The organism is Streptomyces sp. NPDC033178, from assembly GCF_055577685.1.
Genome location: NZ_JBVIPT010000034.1, coordinates 26,473 through 44,078, shown reverse-complemented (window position 1 = coordinate 44,078; position 17,606 = coordinate 26,473). Strand labels below are relative to the sequence as shown.

The 17,606-nt window shown below is 68.6% G+C and carries 13 protein-coding genes and 1 pseudogene; 9 read left to right on the top strand and 5 right to left on the bottom strand.

The window, feature by feature from the left end:
• Window positions 1-370: 370 nt before the first annotated feature.
• Window positions 371-1,678 carry an MFS transporter gene (locus tag ACZ5VQ_RS47265; RefSeq protein WP_469110427.1) on the top strand — a complete coding sequence of 436 codons (1,308 nt, stop codon included), beginning with the start codon at window positions 371-373 and terminating at the stop codon, window positions 1,676-1,678.
• Between the two features lie 13 nt (window positions 1,679-1,691).
• Window positions 1,692-4,202, top strand: coding sequence for a glycoside hydrolase family 2 TIM barrel-domain containing protein (locus ACZ5VQ_RS47260; protein WP_469110426.1), 2,511 nt, complete (start codon window positions 1,692-1,694; stop codon window positions 4,200-4,202).
• A gap of 177 nt (window positions 4,203-4,379) precedes the next feature.
• Here ACZ5VQ_RS47260 and ACZ5VQ_RS47255 read toward each other — a convergent pair whose 3' ends face one another.
• Entirely contained in the window at window positions 4,380-5,114 is a 735-nt protein-coding gene (locus tag ACZ5VQ_RS47255; protein ID WP_469110425.1) for an FCD domain-containing protein, read from the bottom strand.
• A gap of 129 nt (window positions 5,115-5,243) precedes the next feature.
• Here ACZ5VQ_RS47255 and ACZ5VQ_RS47250 point away from each other — a divergent pair, with 129 nt between their 5' ends.
• On the top strand, window positions 5,244-6,770 hold the full coding sequence (locus ACZ5VQ_RS47250; RefSeq protein WP_469110424.1) for a bifunctional 3-(3-hydroxy-phenyl)propionate/3-hydroxycinnamic acid hydroxylase: 1,527 nt from the start codon (window positions 5,244-5,246) through the stop codon (window positions 6,768-6,770).
• A gap of 216 nt (window positions 6,771-6,986) precedes the next feature.
• A pseudogene (locus ACZ5VQ_RS47245) lies at window positions 6,987-7,197 on the top strand (transposase); the annotation flags it as partial.
• Here the strand turns inward: ACZ5VQ_RS47245 and ACZ5VQ_RS47240 are convergent.
• Genes ACZ5VQ_RS47240 through ACZ5VQ_RS47230 form a run of 3 tightly spaced genes read right to left on the bottom strand, consistent with a single transcriptional unit; the run spans window position 7,194 to window position 9,316 of the window.
• Entirely contained in the window at window positions 7,194-7,991 is a 798-nt protein-coding gene (locus ACZ5VQ_RS47240; RefSeq protein WP_469110423.1) for an N-acyl homoserine lactonase family protein, read from the bottom strand. The pseudogene ACZ5VQ_RS47245 and the gene ACZ5VQ_RS47240 overlap by 4 nt on opposite strands.
• Window positions 7,984-8,928 carry an NAD(P)-dependent oxidoreductase gene (locus tag ACZ5VQ_RS47235; RefSeq protein ID WP_469110422.1) on the bottom strand — a complete coding sequence of 315 codons (945 nt, stop codon included), beginning with the start codon at window positions 8,926-8,928 and terminating at the stop codon, window positions 7,984-7,986. The genes ACZ5VQ_RS47240 and ACZ5VQ_RS47235 overlap by 8 nt, the downstream gene beginning before the upstream one ends.
• Window positions 8,921-9,316, bottom strand: coding sequence for a carboxymuconolactone decarboxylase family protein (locus tag ACZ5VQ_RS47230; RefSeq protein ID WP_469110421.1), 396 nt, complete (start codon window positions 9,314-9,316; stop codon window positions 8,921-8,923). Before ACZ5VQ_RS47230 ends, ACZ5VQ_RS47235 begins: the two co-directional genes overlap by 8 nt.
• Before the next feature lie 148 nt (window positions 9,317-9,464).
• Here ACZ5VQ_RS47230 and ACZ5VQ_RS47225 point away from each other — a divergent pair, with 148 nt between their 5' ends.
• The gene (locus tag ACZ5VQ_RS47225; RefSeq protein ID WP_469110420.1) at window positions 9,465-10,142 is read left to right on the top strand and encodes a GntR family transcriptional regulator; all 678 of its coding nucleotides are present in this window, start codon (window positions 9,465-9,467) and stop codon (window positions 10,140-10,142) included.
• Between the two features lie 141 nt (window positions 10,143-10,283).
• A complete protein-coding gene (locus tag ACZ5VQ_RS47220; RefSeq protein WP_469110419.1) occupies window positions 10,284-11,567 on the top strand; it encodes an aminomethyl transferase family protein in 1,284 nt (427 codons plus the stop codon).
• A gap of 215 nt (window positions 11,568-11,782) precedes the next feature.
• Here the strand turns inward: ACZ5VQ_RS47220 and ACZ5VQ_RS47215 are convergent, their stop codons facing one another.
• A complete protein-coding gene (locus ACZ5VQ_RS47215) occupies window positions 11,783-14,098 on the bottom strand; it encodes a LuxR C-terminal-related transcriptional regulator (protein WP_469110418.1) in 2,316 nt (771 codons plus the stop codon).
• A 140-nt stretch (window positions 14,099-14,238) separates the two neighbouring features.
• Here ACZ5VQ_RS47215 and folP point away from each other — a divergent pair, with 140 nt between their 5' ends.
• From folP to purU, 3 genes are read left to right on the top strand one after another with little or no spacing between them, the layout of a single operon-like run.
• Window positions 14,239-15,129: a dihydropteroate synthase gene (folP, locus tag ACZ5VQ_RS47210; RefSeq protein WP_469110417.1), complete on the top strand. Its 891-nt coding sequence runs from the start codon at window positions 14,239-14,241 to the stop codon at window positions 15,127-15,129.
• Complete coding sequence (locus ACZ5VQ_RS47205) at window positions 15,126-16,646, top strand: FAD-binding oxidoreductase (RefSeq protein ID WP_469110416.1); 1,521 nt, start codon at window positions 15,126-15,128, stop codon at window positions 16,644-16,646. Before folP ends, ACZ5VQ_RS47205 begins: the two co-directional genes overlap by 4 nt.
• A 42-nt stretch (window positions 16,647-16,688) precedes the next feature.
• Complete coding sequence (gene purU / locus ACZ5VQ_RS47200) at window positions 16,689-17,606, top strand: formyltetrahydrofolate deformylase (RefSeq protein ID WP_469110415.1); 918 nt, start codon at window positions 16,689-16,691, stop codon at window positions 17,604-17,606.

Below are 17,606 nucleotides of genomic sequence, written 5' to 3'. Positions count from 1 at the left end.
TGTTCCTCGGCGAGATCGTCGCCCTGCGCACAGCAACCGGCTTCGGGCTGCGGAGGCCTGATCGCGTCGAGGCGGGTTCCGCCTTGCAAGCGCGCAGAAAATATCGATTGACGCATGGATTCTCGACAATCTATTGACACCGTGACGGATATTGAGATGCCATCGTGGTGCGTCCGTCACTCTCCGGTAGGACGCCGCCGTGCGAGAAGTGGCCGCCCTTGACTGCCACACACTCCGCGAGCGCGGCGACGATCGCTGGTGCGAACCTCGCGGATCGTCTTCACGGAGTGGACGGAGTGGCTGGGAAGCTGCTCGGCGACCTGTGCCTCCGGACCGACAGCATGACAACTTCGACGACGAAGGGTCGGCGATGGCGAAGCCTGCGGTATCCACGGTTCCCGCTTCTCTTCCGGTCCCCGGTGGGCCGGCCCCCGTCGATGAGGCGGACGCTCAGGCGCCGAAGACCATGCAGCGGCGTCTGTGGGTGCTCGTGCCGTTGACCGCGGTGAGCGTCTCCATTGTCTGGGGTGGGGTGCTGCAGGCGCTGCTCGCCAATCAGGTGGCCTCGTTCGACAGCCATGACAGCACGGCTCAGGCGGCGATGCTCGGTGTCATCACCACCGCGGCGGCGGTGTCGTCGGTGGTCTCCCAACCCGTCATGGGGCTGCTCTCGGACCGAACCAGAGTGCGTCTCGGCCGCCGCAACCTCTGGATCCTCATCGGTAGCCTCTGCGGCGCCGCGGCGCTCATCCTCACCGCCCTGGCACCCAATACGATTGTCCTCGGCGTTGTGTGGGCACTCGCGATGTGGCCGCTCAACGCGTTCCAGGGTGCGGCCGCGGCAACGATCCCGGAACGCGTGCCGATGCGGATCCGCTCTCGATTCTCGGCTGTCAACGGGATGGGCATGCTCGTGGGTGCCGGGATCGGCGCGTCCGTCGGCGCACTGCTGAGCACCACCGGCCTGCCGCCGATCGTCCCGTACGCGCTGTTCGGCGTGCAGCTGATCACGGTGGGTGTGGTCTTCGCATTCGCGACGAAAGACGTCCCGCCGAAGAGCCCGATCGAGCAGGCCGCGCCCGCGCGCCTCGGAGGTTTCCGGAGCAACCCCGATTTCTGGTGGACCTTCATCGGCCGCTTTCTCGCGTTCTCCGGGTACACGCTGGCAAGCGGGCTTCAACTCTTCGCCCTGCGTGACTACTTCAAGGTGGGAGACGGCTCCCTCGCAGCGGCGAACGCCGCTCTCGGTCAGGTCGTCGGCATCAGCATGCTCCTGCTGGTGGTGTCCGCCGTCGTCGGAGGGATCCTGGCCGACCGCTTCGGCCGCATGAAGCCGTTCGTGATCGGTTCATCCCTCCTCTTCATCCCCGCCTGCCTCGTTCTGATCTTCGTACCGGGGTTGCCCGGCGCGTTGGTGGGCTTCGGGATCCTCGGCTTCGGGTTCGGCAGCTACGTTTCGGTCGATGGCGCCCTCATCACGCGTGTCCTGCCAAACCTTGATGACGCCGGCAGAGACCTCGGCGTGCTGAACATCGCGAACGCGGGCCCCCAGGTCATCGCTCCCGCCATCGCCGGGGCACTGGTCACGGCGAGCGGGTACCCGGCCGTCTATCTCGTCGCCATCGCCGCAGCAGCGCTCGCGTCCGTGGCCGTCGCCTTCATCCGTTCAGTCCGCTAGTTCAGGAGTCGTCGTGATCCGCACTTCCTTTGTCGACGACTGGTTCGTGCGTAAGGAGGACGGCCTGAGGGAGGACGGCCCAAGGAAGGGCGGCCGAAAGAAGGCCGGCGGCGGAGACGAGGCCGGGCCGCTCACGCTGCCCTACGACGCGATGCTGTTCGAGCCACGCGACCCCGACTGCGCCAACGCACAGAACACCGGGTACTACCCCGGTGGCGTGTACCGCTACTCGAAGCGGTTCATGGCTCCCGACGCGTGGCGGCACTCGCGCGTCCTCGTGGAGTTCGAGGCGGTGTACCACCGATCCGAGGTCTTCCTCAACGGCGCGCGGATCGGGGGTCGGCCGTCGGGGTACTCCACCTTTCGCGCCAACCTGACACACCTGCTCGAGTTCGATCGCGAGAACCTCCTTGAGGTAGTCGCGCACAACACGGATGAACCGAACACTCGCTGGTACTCGGGGAGCGGGATCTACCGCCCCGTCCACGTGCTGGTCGGTGGAGAGGTCCACATCGGCGCCGACGGGCTAAGGGTGACCACTGTGGACGTGTCCGGCGACACCGCGATCGTCGAGGTGGCGGTGGAGCTGGTCAACAGCCGTTCCGTGGAGACGGATGTCCGGCTCGATATCCGGCTCACGGCTGACGAACACGCCGTCGCGGCCGAGTGTCCCGGCGTGGCGGTGCCGCCACGGGAGACGCGCTGGCATCGCGAGCGTCTCACCGTGCCCCGCGCACGCCTGTGGTCGGAGCATGAGCCATCGCTCTACGACCTCTCCGTCAAGGCCTTTGTTGCCGACGACAAGGTCGACGTTCTCGTCGAGCGGGTCGGGATCCGGACCATCGAGGTCGACGCGAGGCGAGGCCTTCGCATCAACGGAAAGCCCGTCAAGCTGCGCGGTGCGTGCATCCACCATGACAACGGCGTCATCGGTGCCCACGAGCTCGACGCGGCGGCCGACCGTCGGATCCGGATTCTCAAGGAGGCGGGGTACAACGCCATCCGGAGCGCGCACAACCCGGTCTCCCAGGCACTGCTACGGGCGTGTGACCGGTACGGAATGTTCGTCATGGACGAGCTGACGGACGTCTGGTACCGCCCGAAGCACGTACACGACTACTCGCTCGACTTCGACGAATGGTGGCCGCACGACCTGGCAGCGATGATCGAGAAGGACCGGAACCATCCCTCCGTCATCCTGTACTCCATCGGCAACGAGATCGCCGAGACCTCGCAACCCCGCGGAATCGAGCTCAACCGCGAGATGGCGCGGCGAACCCGCGAACTCGATCCCAGCCGACCCGTGGCGAACTGCGTCAACGGCTTCTTCAGCCTCATCGCGCCGACCGATGCGAAACGCGAGGCGAGTGACCGGCGCGCTCGCGAGAGCGGTGTCAACCCCGCGCAGAACCTGATCTTCATCCTGAATGCCGCGATGACCACCCTTGAACGCGTTCTCCCGTGGCTGATGCGCTTGAAAGCGGTCGACCGCCGCACACGCGACGCGTTCGCCGCCCTCGACGTCGCTGGGTACAACTACGGCCAGACGCGTTACGCGCTCGATGCGAGGAAGTACCCGGATCGCGTGATCCTGGGCAGCGAGACAACCTCCGCTCAGATGACGAAGTACTGGCGCGAGATCGAACGCATGCCGCATGTCATCGGAGATTTCGTCTGGACCGGATGGGACTACCTCGGCGAAGCCGGTATCGCCGTCAAGCGGTACAACGAGCCGCGACGACTGATCTCTCCGTACCCGGCGCTGTTGGCCGGCGAGCCGGTGATTGACATCAACGGTCAACGCCAGACCCAGTCCTACCTCAACGAGATCGTCTGGCGAACCCGAGTCCGACCGCACCTCGCGGTGCTGCCCGTCGACCACTCCGGGGAGAAGACCAGTCACACCGGATGGCGCTCCACCAATTCGATCGCGAGCTGGGCATGGGAGGGCCACGAAGGCCGTACCGCTGTGGTCGAGGTCTACGCGGATGCACCACGCGTCGAACTGTGGCTCAACGGGCGCCGGGTCGGGACGAAGGCGGCGGACGGGCGCTCCGCGTACCTCGCGACGTTCCGGCTTCCGTACGCCGCCGGTGAGCTGACCGCCATCGCCTACGACCACGACGGCGCGGAGATCGGGCGTGACACTCTCCGCAGCGCCGGCGCGAGCCTGCGACTCCGCGTATCCCCCGAATCCCCAACGCTCACAGCCGACGGCGCGGACCTCGCCCACGTCTCGGTCGACCTCACCGACGACGCCGGGGTGATCCGGCCGCTTGCCGACCGCGAGGTTCGCGTGACCGTCGAAGGTCAGGGAAGCCTTCTCGGATTCGGCAGCGCCAACCCGATCACCATTGACGAGTTCGCACTTGGCCGTGCGACGACGTACCACGGACGCGCGGTGGCGGTGGTCCGCGCCGGTCATGAGATGGGGTCGGTGACCGTGACCGCGACCGCCGAAGGATGCGAACCGGCGTCCGTCGCCATTCCCGTCACCACCGCGGCGGTGGGCAGGACGCAATGAGTCTCCGGGATCAGGACGCCACCCGGATGCCTGCCTGGTAGGAGCCGTCGGCGCGAGAGCTCGCTGAAAGGTACAACGTGCTGCAGGCGAGGGCACTGGAGGTGCTATTGGGCGCCCATGACAGCCGCCCCACCGTGGCGCACCTTTCCGAGGATCTCGCGGCGCAGCAGTTCGCCGCTACGGCCGACGGACGGAATCACCGGCCGTCGGGGCCGCCTCCACGGCGGAGGCTGTGATGCCGTTGAGCAGCACCTGAGCGGTGTGAGAGAGATGGTCGCGGAGCAACTGCGTGGCGTGCTCGGTGTCGCGGGCCAGCGCGGCCTCCATCAGGGCCGCGTGTTCGCCTGCCAGATCCCAGTCCGGCTCGTTGCCGAAGGTCCCCGCCCACCGCCGGTACACCTCGGCCTCATCGCGCAGCGCACCGGCGATTTCCCGCAGCCGTCTGTTCGGGCATCCCGCCAGCAGACTTTCGTGGAACGCGGCGTGCACCTGGCTCCAATGCTGCGTCTGCTCGCTGCCCATGTCCGACGTCAGCGGGGTACGGGCCAGCAGATGGTGCGCGGCCACGACATGTGCCTCCCAGGCGGTGTCGCCATGGAGCACCGACTCGCCGAACACCAGGGACTCGACGCGCGCCCGCGCCGTGGTCAGATCGATCAGATCGGCCTCGGAAAGTTCGATCACCGCGTAGCCGTGGTGCGGCTTGGCGACCACCACCCGCTCGGCCAACAACCTGGTCAGGACCTCCCGTGCCACGCCGACGCTGGTCTCGTAGCGCGCACACAACTCGGGGAACTTCAGGCGATGCCCCGGCGGCAGGTTCCCGTCATAGATGTCGGCACGCAGGCGCTGGTACACGCGCTCAGCCTGCCTCTGCTTGGTCGCCTGACCGCCGTTCGAGACCTCTGCCATGCGCCAAGCCTAGGGCATCAGCGCACCTCAAAGGAAGATGCGCAAATTCTTGACAGATGCGCATCTCTGGTCTCAAGTTAGGGGACCGCACCGGCGAGCCCCCGCGGCTCCACGTCAACGGAGACAGGGATGCAGACAGAACCCATGACCGCAGCAGACAGCAGTCCTGCGCGGTACGACGTAGTCGTCGTCGGAGCCGGCCCCACTGGCCTGACCCTGGCGCGACTACTGACGATGAAGAAACTCCGGGTGGCTGTCGTGGACCCGAACCGCATCGCGTGCCCCCACCCCCGTGCCACGCACATCGACGACGAGATCATGCGCGTACTCCAGACGCTCGGGACGGCCGATCTGGAGCCGCGATTCCTGCGCATGGAGGGCTGGGAGCTGTGCGATCCGGAGGGTGAACCCCTCGTCTCGCTGGTGGCCCCCGAAGGCGCAACCGATCAGGAGTGGTACTCCGACTACCAGTTTCATCAGCCGGACTTCGAATCACGCCTCCGCGGGCTGCTGGCCGCCGACGACAACGCCGATCTGTGGCTGGGATGGCACGTCACCACGGTCGGCCAGACGGCGACGCAGGCCACCGTCGAGGTCACCGAACGGACGACCACTGCGACCCGCCGGATCGAGGCCGATTACGTAGTGGGAGCGGACGGCGCCGGGTCGTTCCTGCGCCGTCACGTGGCACGCGATGTCGAGGATCTCCAAGGCACTCAGCGCTCGCTGATCGTCGACATCCATCCGTTCGAGCATCCTGCCGAGCTGCCGCGCGCGAAGGGCTTCGTCCTCTGTGAGCGCGACAAGCCGGTCACCTACTGTCCGATCTCTCCGCCCAAGCTGCGCTTCGAATTCATGCTGTCCGAAGATGACAACACGAACGAGTGCGAACGTCCGGACACGGTGTACCACCTGCTGAGGCGGTGGCTGTCGCCGGGCAGCTACCGGATCCAGCGCACCGATGTCTACGAGTGGCACGCGCGCCTGGTTCACGGCTGGCGCGACGGCAGGCTGTTCCTCGCCGGTGACGCCGCCCATGAAATGCCTCCCATGCTGGGGCAGGGCATGTGCTCGGGCCTGCGCGACGCGACCAATCTCGCGTGGAAGCTGGCCCGGGTGGTGGCCGGTCACAGCGCGCCGGACCTGCTGGACACATACGAGTCCGAACGCTCGGCACACGTGCGTCCCTTCATCGAGGAGGCCGCGCGGCAGTCCAACATGATCGAGACCTCCGGTTACGCGCAGACCGGGTTCCACATCGCCGAGCCGCAAGCCGTCCCCCAGTTGCGGCCGCCGCTCGGCTCCGGCCTCGTCGAGACCGATGACGGTGCGGTGAACAGGTTGGCCCCTCAGCCACGCACGTCCGAAGGCGTCCGTCTCGACGACGTCGTGGGCTACGACTTCGCCGTCCTCACATCTTTGGATGTGGTGGCGGGAGTCAGCGCCCGTGTGCGAAAGGCATGGGAAGAGCTGGAGATCACCGTCCTGCAGCCTGCTGGCGACGAGTTCGCGGCATGGCTCGACGCACACGACGCGGACGCCGTGATCGTCCGTCCCGACCGCTACGTCCATGCGCTGACCCGCGGCAGCGACGCCCTGGAAAGCGCGACGCTCGCGCTGCACCAGCGGCTCGTCGCATCGGAGGTGCCGGCGTGAACGACCCGCACCGGGCACTGTGGGTGTCCGACACCCAGGGCTCCCGGCTGTGGACCGACGCGTCCGGGACCTGGGACCGCTTCCCGCTCGAATCGGCCACGAACGGGCTCTGGTTCCTGCCGGACGGATCACTGGCGGCCGCTTTCACCGAGGAACCGAAGGTCGGCATCTGGAAGGGCGACCACTTCGCAACCCACGCGGACGTCGACAGTCGATCGGATCTGGTCCAACAACCCGCGAGAACGGCTGGACAAGGAGATCCGCCGCCGCACCGACGTGGTTGGGAGCTATCCCGACCGCAGCCCTCATCCGCCTGGTCGGCGCTGTACTGGCCGAGCAGAACAACGAATGGACCACGACCTCCTTGATCGGGCAGGCAGGGCCCGCTCGGTGTTCCGCTCCGCTCAAGCGCGTCTCCAGGCCCTAGACGACACGGCAGACGGTTCGGGCGAGATGCGGAGTGAAGCGTGCCATGACGTCAGGATCATGGCCGGCGACGATCCTGGTGCCCGGCTGCTGCGCCATCTCACGGATCTGGTCGTAGGCGCGGTACATCGACGCGACGTCGGCGACGATCCCGAAGGGGCGGTCCCGTTCGTACTCCTCGTACGTGTGGATCGCGTCGGACGCCAGCACGGCGGTACCGGTCGCTCCGTGCACCAGGACGATCAGTTGGCCGGGAGTGTGGCCTCCGACCTCCACCAGTTCCACCCCCGGCGCCAGCTGATGGCGCCCCTCGATCAGCGTCAGTCTGCCCGTGGTGCGCAGCTGTGAGAGGTGATCGAGTTCGGCGGCCTCGGTGGGGATCGCGAAGTGGGGCCGGCGCGCGAACGGCCCCTGCCAGAACTCGTATTCACGGTGACTCATCACGACCTCGGCGGCTGGAAAGCGCCTGAGGTTGCCGATGTGGTCGTAGTGGGCGTGGGTCACCACGACCGTACGCACGGCCGACGCATCCACGCCGAGCTGCAAGAGGGCCTCGATCGGGTCCGCCAGGACCTCGCGCCCGCGGCGTCTGCCGACCTCCGGGGCGAACCCCGTGTCGACCACGATGATTCCGGCGGGGCCGCGGACGACCCAGAGGTAGTAGTCCATCGTGACATCGCCGTCGGGCTCGCCGTAACCGGCGTAGTTCAGATAGAAGGCGCTCCGGCGAAGCCGGTGCCGGCCGAAGCGCACGGCGTAGGCCTCCCACCGCGTCGGCGCAGCGGGATCAGTCATGGCCGGTCGAAGCGGCTCGGATGCTGACGCCGTTGCGTGCCTCGAGCGGGCGGACGATCTCGGTGTGGTCGGCGTCGGGGGCCAGCTCGGCGGCGAGTTCGCGCCACCGGGCCTCCACCGCTTCCGCCAGCGGCAGTTCGACGGCCAGGTCCTTCCCCAGCAGCGTGGCGATACCGACGTCCTTCGCCATGAGCGCCGCGGTGAAGCCGGAGTCGAAGGTCCCCGTCAGAACGAACTTGGGGAACTTGACCTCGGTGGATCCGCTGCGTCCGCTCGCCGAGTTCACCACGGAGAGTGCGGTGGCCGGGTCGATGCCGAAGCGCGTCGCGACGGTCATGGTCTCGGCGGTGATGAGCATGCTGCACGCGGACATCAGGTTGTTGAGCGCCTTGATGGCGTGCCCGGCACCCACGGGTCCGGCGTGCACGATCGACGAGCCGAGCGGTGTCAGGAGCGGACGCGCGCGCTCGTACTGCTCCGCTGTCCCTCCGACCATGATGGTGAGCGTGCCGGCCACCGCGGCACCCACGCCGCCCGAGACCGGCGCGTCGACGAGTTCGATGCCGGATTCGGCGAGGCGTTGCGCGAGTTGACGGGTGCGCCCGGGCTCCGACGAGCTCATGTCGACGATGCGTCGGCAGCGGGCGCCGGACCGTACGGCGGCGGCGATGCGTCCCGCGACGTCGTCCACGATGTCGCTGTTGGGCAGCATCAGGATGACGTCCTCGCCGGTGTCCGCCAGCTCCTCCACGGAGGCCACCGGGATGAGGCCGTCCGCCGCGAGGCCCGCACGCAGCCGCTCGTCGACGTCGTAGCCGTACACCTCGTAGCCGGCAGCCACCAGACAGCGGGCCATGGGGAGCCCCATCCGGCCGAGTCCGGCCAGCGCGACCGCCGGCCGCTGCTCCCCGTGACCCGTCGGTGTCGTCTCACTCATGACCGAGCTCCGCGATGACCTGCTGCGCGGCACGCGAGGCTTCGAGCGCGGCGGGAACCCCGCAGTAGACGGCGGCTTGGAGGAGAACCTCCTGGATCTGTTCCACGCCGCAGCCGTTGTTGAGCGCTCCGCGCACATGCAGACGCAGCTCGTCGGGCTTGCCCAGGGCGGTCAGCATCGCGATGTTCAGCAGGCTGCGCACGGGGGGTTCCAGGCCCGGCCGGGTCCAGACCGCGCCCCAGCAGTACTCGGTGACGAGGTCCTGCAGCGGTCGGCTGAAGGGGGTGGCGTTGGCGCGCGAGCGGTCCACGTGCTCGTCGCCGAGCACCTTGCGACGCATCGCGTCACCGGCGGCCAGGGGGTCGGTCGAATCCGTGTGTGCGGTCACACCAGGGCCTTTCTGCAGCGGAGAGCCTCGGTGGGCACACCCTAACCGAGGTTTCGACTGAAAGCAGCTAGCAGCTGTCAGACAAAATGAGAGCATGAGGTCTGCTGGGGTGGTGTCTGACAGCTGAGTGCTTGAGTATCCTCGGCGCATGACCGACATGCAGGTGCAACGACATGCCCCCATCCGCGAGCAGGTCGCGAACATCCTGCGGGACGCCATCGTCGGCCAGCGACTGGCGCCGGGGCAGTTGCTCGTGGAGCGCGAGCTGTGCGAGATGACCTCGGCGAGCCGGGCCTCCGTCCGGGAGGCCCTGCGGCAGCTGCAGGCGGAGGGGCTGGTCGAGTCGCGCAACGGGCGCGGCACCTGCGTCACCGTGATCTCTACCGCGACCGCGCGGCAGGTCTACCAGGTCCGTGCTCCCCTGGAAGGTCTCGCCGCCCGTCTGTTCGCCGAGACCGCGAGCGACGAGGACCGGGCCGCCTTCCGCGAGGCGGTCGCCGAGCTGGCGGAGAAGACCGGGAAGGGTGCCGACGCCGCCACGTTGCTGGAGGCGAAGTCCAGGGCCTACGACGTGCTCTTCCGTGGGTGCGGCAACCCCGTACTGCACCAGACCGTCCAGACCCTGCAGCATCGCGTCACCCGGCTGCGTGCCCTGACTCTCGCGCAGGAAGGGCGGCCGGAGCGCAGTGCCGCCGAGGTCACGGCGATCGTCGAGGCCGTCGACGCCCGGGACGGGGACGCGGCGCAGGCCGCCGCGACGGCGCACGTGGAAGAGGCCGCCCGGGTCATGCTCGACGCTGTCACCGAGGCGCCGGCTTCTCCCTGATCCCCGGCTGCCTGGCGGCCCACATCACGGCGGGCCCGCCCCGCTCCCCCGACGATTCTTTGCGCCTGTCTATTGTCTGACAGCTTCTAGCTGTTCTATATATAGCTGAACATGTAGGTCCGTCGAAGAAGGGTGCACAGCATGGCTTTCACAGTGGCGGGGATGCGTACGCCGCCTGCGACGTACGCGTGGAGCCGCTTCGGTGCCCCCGAGTACACCGACTGGCTCGACGAGTCGATGTCGTGGAAGGAGAGCTGCTACATCGGGGACTGGTCGTTCCTGTGGCAGCACCGGATCAGCGGACCCGACGCGATCAGGCTGCTGTCGGACACCACGGTGAACAGCTTCGCCGTCTTCCGTCAGGGACAGTCGAAGCACGCCGTCCACACGAACGCCGACGGCAAGGTCATCCACGAGGGGATCGTCACCAAGTTCGGCGACGACGACTACGTCATGCACGGCCGCGGCGGTTTCTGGGTGAACTACCGGCTGGGCAAGGGTGGTTACGACGCGAAGATCGCCCAGGAGGACTGGTTCGTCTTCCAGGTCTCGGGCCCCACCGCGGTCCGGGTCCTCGACCGGCTGGCCGGGGAGAACCAGCTTCGTGAGACCAAGTACATGCACGTGACCCCGCTCAGGATCGCCGGACACGACATCTGGGCCCTGCGCCAGGGCATGGCCGGCGAGATCGGTTTCGAACTCCAGGGGCCCCGCGAATTCGGGGACGAGGTGCATGCCGCCGTGATGGAGGCGGGGCAGGAATTCGGAATCCGGCGGCTCGGCGCCCGAGTCACCATGATCAACCACCTCGAGGCCTGTTTTCCCACGATTGCCACGGATTACATTCCGGCGATCTTCGACGCGGACATGGCCGAATACCTGGAAATCTTCCGGAGTTCGATGCCCGCGTACGCACAACCGGCCTATATCGCGGGGAGCTTCGACGGAAAGCACATCTCCGACTACTACCGCAGTCCTGTCGAACTCGGCTGGGGCCGGAACATCAGGTTCGACCACGACTTCCTCGGCCGAGCGGCGCTCGAACGCGAGAAGGCGGAGCCGAAGCGGGTGATCCGTACCCTCGAATGGAACGCCGAGGACGTCCAGGACGTGCACGCGTCGCTGTTCCGGCCCGGGGCGAACTACCCCTTCATGGACATGCCCCGGGACCAGCGCGGCTTCATGTGGGCGGACAGGGTGACGGCGGGCGACGATCTCGTCGGGGTGGCCACCTCGCGGGGTTACAGCTACTACTTCCGCAAGATGCTCTCGCTGGCCACCATCGACGTGGCGCACGCCGACATCGGAACCTCCCTGACGGTCCACTGGGGGACCCCGGGCGGCCCCCAGAAGCCGATCCGCGCCACCGTGGCACCGGCTCCGTACAAGCAGGACCGGAGCCGGATCGATCTCCACTCCGCCTGAGAGTCCGCGTCACGGGCTCTGAGCGCCCCACGGTCCCCTGACGGCGATGGCCCACCCTCCCCGGGTGGGCCATCGCCGTTTCGTCTGCCTGCCGCTACCCGCCCGCGCGGCGAAAACAGGTAGGCGACAGGTAGTTCCGCGCGTTCACCCGCCCTGGCCTGCACGGCAGGCTGCGAGGAGTTCGGAAAGGGGTGCTCATGCGTGGAATCACCGGCTCAGCCGCCGTGGCCGGCCAGCGCTCCGGCTCTGGCGAGCGCGCGCTGTTCGGTCACCCATACGGCGATCTGGGCGCGCGAGGTGAATCCGAGCTTGCCGAGGATCCGCTGGACGTGGCCCTCGGCAGTGCGGGTCGAGATGACCAGGGCGGCGGCGATGTGCTTGTTGCCCCGGCCGTCGGCCACCAGCTGCGCCACTTCCCACTCCCGGCCGGACAGGGCGTCCGGCACGGCCGGGGCGGCGGCCGGCCCGGCCACCAGTCGTCCGCCCGCGACGACTTCGGCGGCCTGCTTCAGCGTCAACGCCCTTCCCTCATCGACCAGTTGACCGAAGACGGCGGGGCCCAGCGCGTCGCGTACGTCGTCGACGCAGTCGCGCCGCAGTTCGTCAAGGGCGGTGAAGGCGGGGAAGCGGTGGGTCTCCGCGGCGCCCATGAGCAGCGCGGCCTCCCTGGGGCGTCCCGTCGAGGCGAAGTACAGCGCCCCGCTCTGCACACAGGACCCCATGCCGAACCGGTCGTCGAACCGGCACGCCAGCCGGGCACTGTGTTCCTGGGCGCGCCGTGCGCTGCCGAAGCTGCCGTGCTCCCACTCGGCGAGAGCCGTCGTCCACTGGATGTAGCCGAACCCCCAGTTCTCGCTCGACGCGCCGGGCATGGCGAGGAACTCCTCGCAGTAGCCGCGGCCCCGCTCCCAGCCGCCGTTCAGCGTCCAGGCCATCCCGAGCAGGCACAGCGTCTTGCCGGTGCTCATCATGCTCCCGGCCGAGCGGAAGGCGTCGAGCGCGAGGTCGAGTTTCGCGCAGGCCGTGTCCAGGTCACGTCGGTGGAACGCGAGGAGCCCTTCGACGAAGCGCAGGTTCCCGGTCACCGCGGGGGCCCCGAGCTCGGCCTCCATCTCGTTCGACGTGGTGAGGAGTTCGTCGGCGCGGTCGCCGCCGATCACAGCGAGATACGCGGCGGCGGTCAGCGCCAGTGCACGGCCGACCGTCGGCTCGGGCGGGGTGACGGCCAGTCCGCGGTCCAGCCATTCGCGGCCTTCGGCGACCAGGCCGGCCATGAGCCAGTGGTACCAGAGGAGCGCCGCGAGCTGCAGCCCGTCCTGCGCGCTCTCCTTGTCCTCGAAGCAGTATTCGAGGGCCGCGCGGATGTTGGCGTGGTTGCCCCGGACCTGCCCGACCCAGTCCTGGGAACGATCGGTCAGCAGCCCTTCGGAGGCCTGCCGCGCGAGCCACAGGCACCACTGCACGTGGCGTCGGCGCAGCCGGTCCCATTCGCCCGACTCGGTCACGTGGCGCATCCCGTACTCACGGAGCAGCCGCGGCAGCCGATACCACGATCCGCCGGGACGCTCCTCGCGGACGAGCACCGACTTGTCGATCAGGCCGGCCACGAGGTCGAGCACGCGATGCTCGGGGACCGACTCGTCGGTGCACACGTGTTCCGCCGCGGGGAGGCCGAACCGGCCGGTGAAGACCGCGAGCCGTGCCCACAGCAACTGCTCCTCGGGCGAGCACAGCGCGTAGCTGGAGTCGATCAGTGCCTCCAGCGTCCGCCGGCGCGGCGGAGCACCCCGCTTCGCGGAGACCAGCACGCGGTAGGCGTCGTCGAGCCGCTCGTCGAGTTCGTCGAGGGCCAGGACGTCGAGGCGGTCCGCGGCGAACTCGATCGCCATGGGAAGTCCGTCCAGACGTCGGCAGATGTGTGCGATCGCGGTCAGCCGGGCGTCCGAGTCCATCACGTCGGGCCGGACAGCGGCGGCGCGTTCGATGAACAGCGCCACCGCGTCGTATCCGAGCAGTGCGGCGGCGTCCGGCTGCGGTCCGTCGTCGGGCGGGACCTGCAGCGGACCGACGGAGACGACAGCCTCGCCCTCGAAGTGCAGCGGCCGACGGCTGGTGCTGAGCACCTTGAGGCCGGGGGCGGCGCGCAGCAGACGGGCGAGGAGCCCGGCGCACGCCTCGACGACACCGTCGCACCCGTCGAGAAGCAGCAGTGCCTGCTGGGTGCGGAAGTGATCGACGAGCTGGGACTCCACCGGTGCGCCGCCGTCGTCACGCAGTCCCAGCCCGAGCAGCACGGTGGAGGGCAGCAGGGCGCCGTCGGCGAGGTCGTCGAGTTCGATCAGCCAGGCCCCGTCGGCGAAGGAACCCGCCACTTCCGAGGCGACCCGGTGGGCCAGCCGGGTCTTGCCGACGCCTCCGGTGCCGGTCACCGTGACCGCCCGATAGCGTTCCAGCGATTTCTTCAGCGTGGGCAGCTCCGCACGGCGGCCGACAAAACTCGTCACCTCGGCGGGCAGATTGCCTCGTTGCATTCGTGCCACGCTCGCACCCTAACCAATTGTTTCAGGCAGATGAAGAGCCCGGGGCGGACGATTTCACCTCGCTTGTACAGCGGGAGCGGTTCCTGTGGGAAAGGCTGGGGAAATCCATGATTTTCCCCGGGCCAAAGGGCATGCCGATCGCCGATCGCTGTCTGGTGATGGGAATCGTCAACACCACACCGGATTCCTTTTCCGACGGGGGTGACTGCGTCGATCCGGCGCGGGCGGTCGAGCAGGGTCTCGCGCTCGTCTCGGAAGGCGCGGACATCGTCGATGTGGGCGGCGAGTCGACCCGGCCGTCCGCGGGTCGCGTTCCGGAGGCGGTGGAACGGGCGCGTGTCCTTCCCGTCGTACGCCAACTCGCCGCGTCCGGCGCCGTGGTGAGCGTCGACACCATGCGCGCCCGGGTGGCCGCCGCCGCGGTCGAGGCGGGCGCCACGCTGGTCAACGACGTGAGCGGCGGGCTCGCGGATCCCGACATGACCCGCTTCGTGGCCGAGGCGGACGTGCCCTACGTCGCGATGCACTGGCGCGGACACAGCGCGCACATGCGGCAGCGGGCCCACTACGGCGATGTCGTGGCGGAGGTCGTGACCGAACTCGGCAGACGCCTCGACGCTCTCGCCGACGCCGGGGTCTGTCCGGACCGCGTGGTGCTCGACCCGGGGCTCGGCTTCGCCAAGAACGCCGAGCACAACTGGGAGATCCTCGGCCGGCTCCACGAGTTCGGCGTTCTCGGGCGTCCGCTCCTGGTCGGAGCCTCGCGCAAGTCGTTCCTGGGCACGCTGCTCGCGCCCGACGGCCCACCACCGCCACCGCGCGACCGCGACCGGGCCACGGCCGCCGTGTCCGCACTGGCCGCCGCGGCCGGCGCCTGGTGCGTCCGGGTGCACGACGTCCCGTCCACGGCGGACGCGGTCCGTGTGGCACGACAGCTCTCACCTTTCACATCTGCCCATCACCTCTCACCTTTCCCAACAGCCCACCACGCCTACCCAGCACCGAGAAAGGCACCGGCATGACGACGACGGTTCCCACCGGCACCACCCTGGCCGCACTCGACAAGGCACTCGCCGCCTTCACCGCCGAGCTCGGCTCCGCCGCCGTGATCAGCGAACCGTCGGCGCTGCGCGAGTTCCGGGACCCCTACACCTACCGGGAGTCCGACGAGTTCGACGCCTCGGCCGCGCTGCTGCCCACCTCGACCGAGCAGGTGCAGGCCATCGTCCGGATCGCGGGCGAGCACGGGGTGCCGCTGTCGACCTTCAGCCAGGGCCGCAACAACACCTACGGCGGTCCGGCGCCCCGCCTGCGCGGCAGCGTCCTGCTGAACCTGCGGCAGATGAACAAGATCCTGGAGATCAACTCGGAACTCGCCTACGCGGTCGTCCAGCCCGGCGTGCGCTGGCAGGACCTCTTCGACGGCCTGCAGCAGGCCGACGGCGACCTGTGGACCTCCATCCCCGACCTGGGCTGGGGCAGTGTCATCGGCAACTCCCTTGAATACGGCATCGGTTACATGCCGTCCGGAGACCACGCACGCAACCTCTGCGGCCTGGAGGTGGTCCTGCCCGACGGTTCCCTGCTGCGCACGGGCATGGGCGCCATGGAGGACAACCCGGCCCGGTACACCTACCCGCACAGTTACGGCCCCTCCTTCGGCGGCCTGTTCCAGCAGTCCAACCTCGGCATCGTCACCAGCGCGGGCTGGTGGCTCATGCCCCGCCCCGAGACCTACGCCGCCTGCTGGGCCCGCTTCCACGGCTACGAGACCCTCGGCAAGGTCGTCGACGCCCTGCGCGGGCTCATGCTCGACCGCACGATCGAGAACCTGCCGATGCTCAACCGCGGCGTGGAGATCGACGAGAACGGCACCATGTCCCTCGACCCCGACGGCGACGGCTGGTCGGCGCGGTTCGCCCTGTACGGCCGCGCGGCGATGGTCGACGCCCAGTACGCGGTGATCGAGGAGACGCTGCGCGCGATACCCGGCGTGGAGGTCGTCCGCCGTACCTTCGACGCCACGGACCTCGCCGGCCCCTCGAACCACGACGAAGGCGTCCAGCGCGGCATCCCGGACATGGACCTGCTCGACCCGAAGATGCTGCCCTACGGCGAGGTGACCGGCCACCTCGACTTCTCGCCGGTCGGCCCCTGCCAGGGCGACGCGGTCGTACGGACCGAGAAGCTCATCCGCTCCCTCTACGCCCGGCACGGCCACGCCTACGTCAACGGCCTGTACCTCACTGCCCGCAGCGCGCTGCACATCAGCACCACGTTCTTCGACCCCCGCGACGAGGAGCAGACCCGCTCCGTCTACGAGGGCTACACCGACCTGGTCAGGGAGCTGGCCGCGATCGGATACGCGCCGTACCGCACCAACCTCCAGCACATGGACCTCGTCGCGGAGCAGTTCGCGTTCGGCGACCACGCACAGCGCAGGCTCGCCGAGACGATCAAGGACGCCCTGGACCCCAACGGGATCCTCGCGCCCGGCAAGTCCGGGATCTGGCCCAGCCGGCTGCGCGACCGCGCCTGAACCACCGCTCCCCCAAGTAAGCGACAGTCAAGGAGGACCGTCATGCCCGTCGACCTGGCCGAAACCGGCGTCAAGGTCACCAGGCCCCCGGAATCGGCTTCGCCGACGCAGGATCTCGGGCGGCTGCTCATCAAGTGCCCGGACCGGCCCGGGGTGGTGTCCGCCGTGAGTACCTTCCTCACGGAGGCCGGCGCGAACATCGTCTCGCTCGACCAGTACTCCACCGAGCCGGTGGGCGGCACCTTCCTGCAGCGCACCACCTTCCGGCTGCCCGGACTCGCCGCCGCCCGCGCCGAGTTCGAGCGCGAGTTCCGCGACACGGTGGCGACCGACTTCGAGATGGAGTTCCGGCTGACCGAGGCGGCCAAGCCGAAGCGGGTCGCGATCATGGTGTCGAAGACCGACCACTGCGTCCTGGACCTGCTCTGGCGCAACCGTCGCGGCGAGCTCGACATGACCGTGGCGATGGTGATCAGCAACCACGCCGACCTCGCTGACGAAGTCCGCCCGTTCGGCGTGCCGTTCGTGCACATCCCGGCCACCCGCGACAACCGCGCCGAGGCCGAGCAGCGCCAACTCGAACTGCTGCGCGGCAACGTCGACCTGGTCGTACTCGCCCGCTACATGCAGATCATCACGCCGAACTTCCTCGCCGAGGTCGGCGTCCCGCTGATCAACATCCACCACTCCTTCCTGCCGGCCTTCATCGGCGCGGCGCCCTACAAGCGGGCCAAGGAGCGGGGCGTGAAGCTCGTCGGGGCGACCGCTCACTACGTGACCGAGGACCTCGACGAGGGCCCGATCATCGACCAGGACGTGGTCCGGGTCGGCCACCACCACACCACCGCCGACCTCGTACGACTGGGCGCGGACGTCGAGCGGGCCGTGCTGTCGCGAGCGGTGCGCTGGCACTGCGAGGACCGGATCGTCCGGCACGAGAACCAGACCATCGTCTTCTGA

What these genes read in the sequence shown, in the direction of transcription:
- ACZ5VQ_RS47225 (WP_469110420.1), top strand. Translation starts at nt 9,465, where the DNA reads ATGACCGACATGCAGGTGCAACGACATGCCCCCATCCGCGAGCAGGTC.
- purU (WP_469110415.1), top strand. Translation starts at nt 16,689, where the DNA reads ATGCCCGTCGACCTGGCCGAAACCGGCGTCAAGGTCACCAGGCCCCCG.
- ACZ5VQ_RS47235 (WP_469110422.1), bottom strand. Translation starts at nt 8,928, where the DNA reads ATGAGTGAGACGACACCGACGGGTCACGGGGAGCAGCGGCCGGCGGTC.
- ACZ5VQ_RS47220 (WP_469110419.1), top strand. Translation starts at nt 10,284, where the DNA reads ATGGCTTTCACAGTGGCGGGGATGCGTACGCCGCCTGCGACGTACGCG.
- ACZ5VQ_RS47250 (WP_469110424.1), top strand. Translation starts at nt 5,244, where the DNA reads ATGCAGACAGAACCCATGACCGCAGCAGACAGCAGTCCTGCGCGGTAC.
- ACZ5VQ_RS47215 (WP_469110418.1), bottom strand. Translation starts at nt 14,098, where the DNA reads ATGCAACGAGGCAATCTGCCCGCCGAGGTGACGAGTTTTGTCGGCCGC.
- ACZ5VQ_RS47240 (WP_469110423.1), bottom strand. Translation starts at nt 7,991, where the DNA reads ATGACTGATCCCGCTGCGCCGACGCGGTGGGAGGCCTACGCCGTGCGC.
- folP (WP_469110417.1), top strand. Translation starts at nt 14,239, where the DNA reads ATGCCGATCGCCGATCGCTGTCTGGTGATGGGAATCGTCAACACCACA.
- ACZ5VQ_RS47255 (WP_469110425.1), bottom strand. Translation starts at nt 5,114, where the DNA reads ATGGCAGAGGTCTCGAACGGCGGTCAGGCGACCAAGCAGAGGCAGGCT.
- ACZ5VQ_RS47265 (WP_469110427.1), top strand. Translation starts at nt 371, where the DNA reads ATGGCGAAGCCTGCGGTATCCACGGTTCCCGCTTCTCTTCCGGTCCCC.
- ACZ5VQ_RS47205 (WP_469110416.1), top strand. Translation starts at nt 15,126, where the DNA reads ATGACGACGACGGTTCCCACCGGCACCACCCTGGCCGCACTCGACAAG.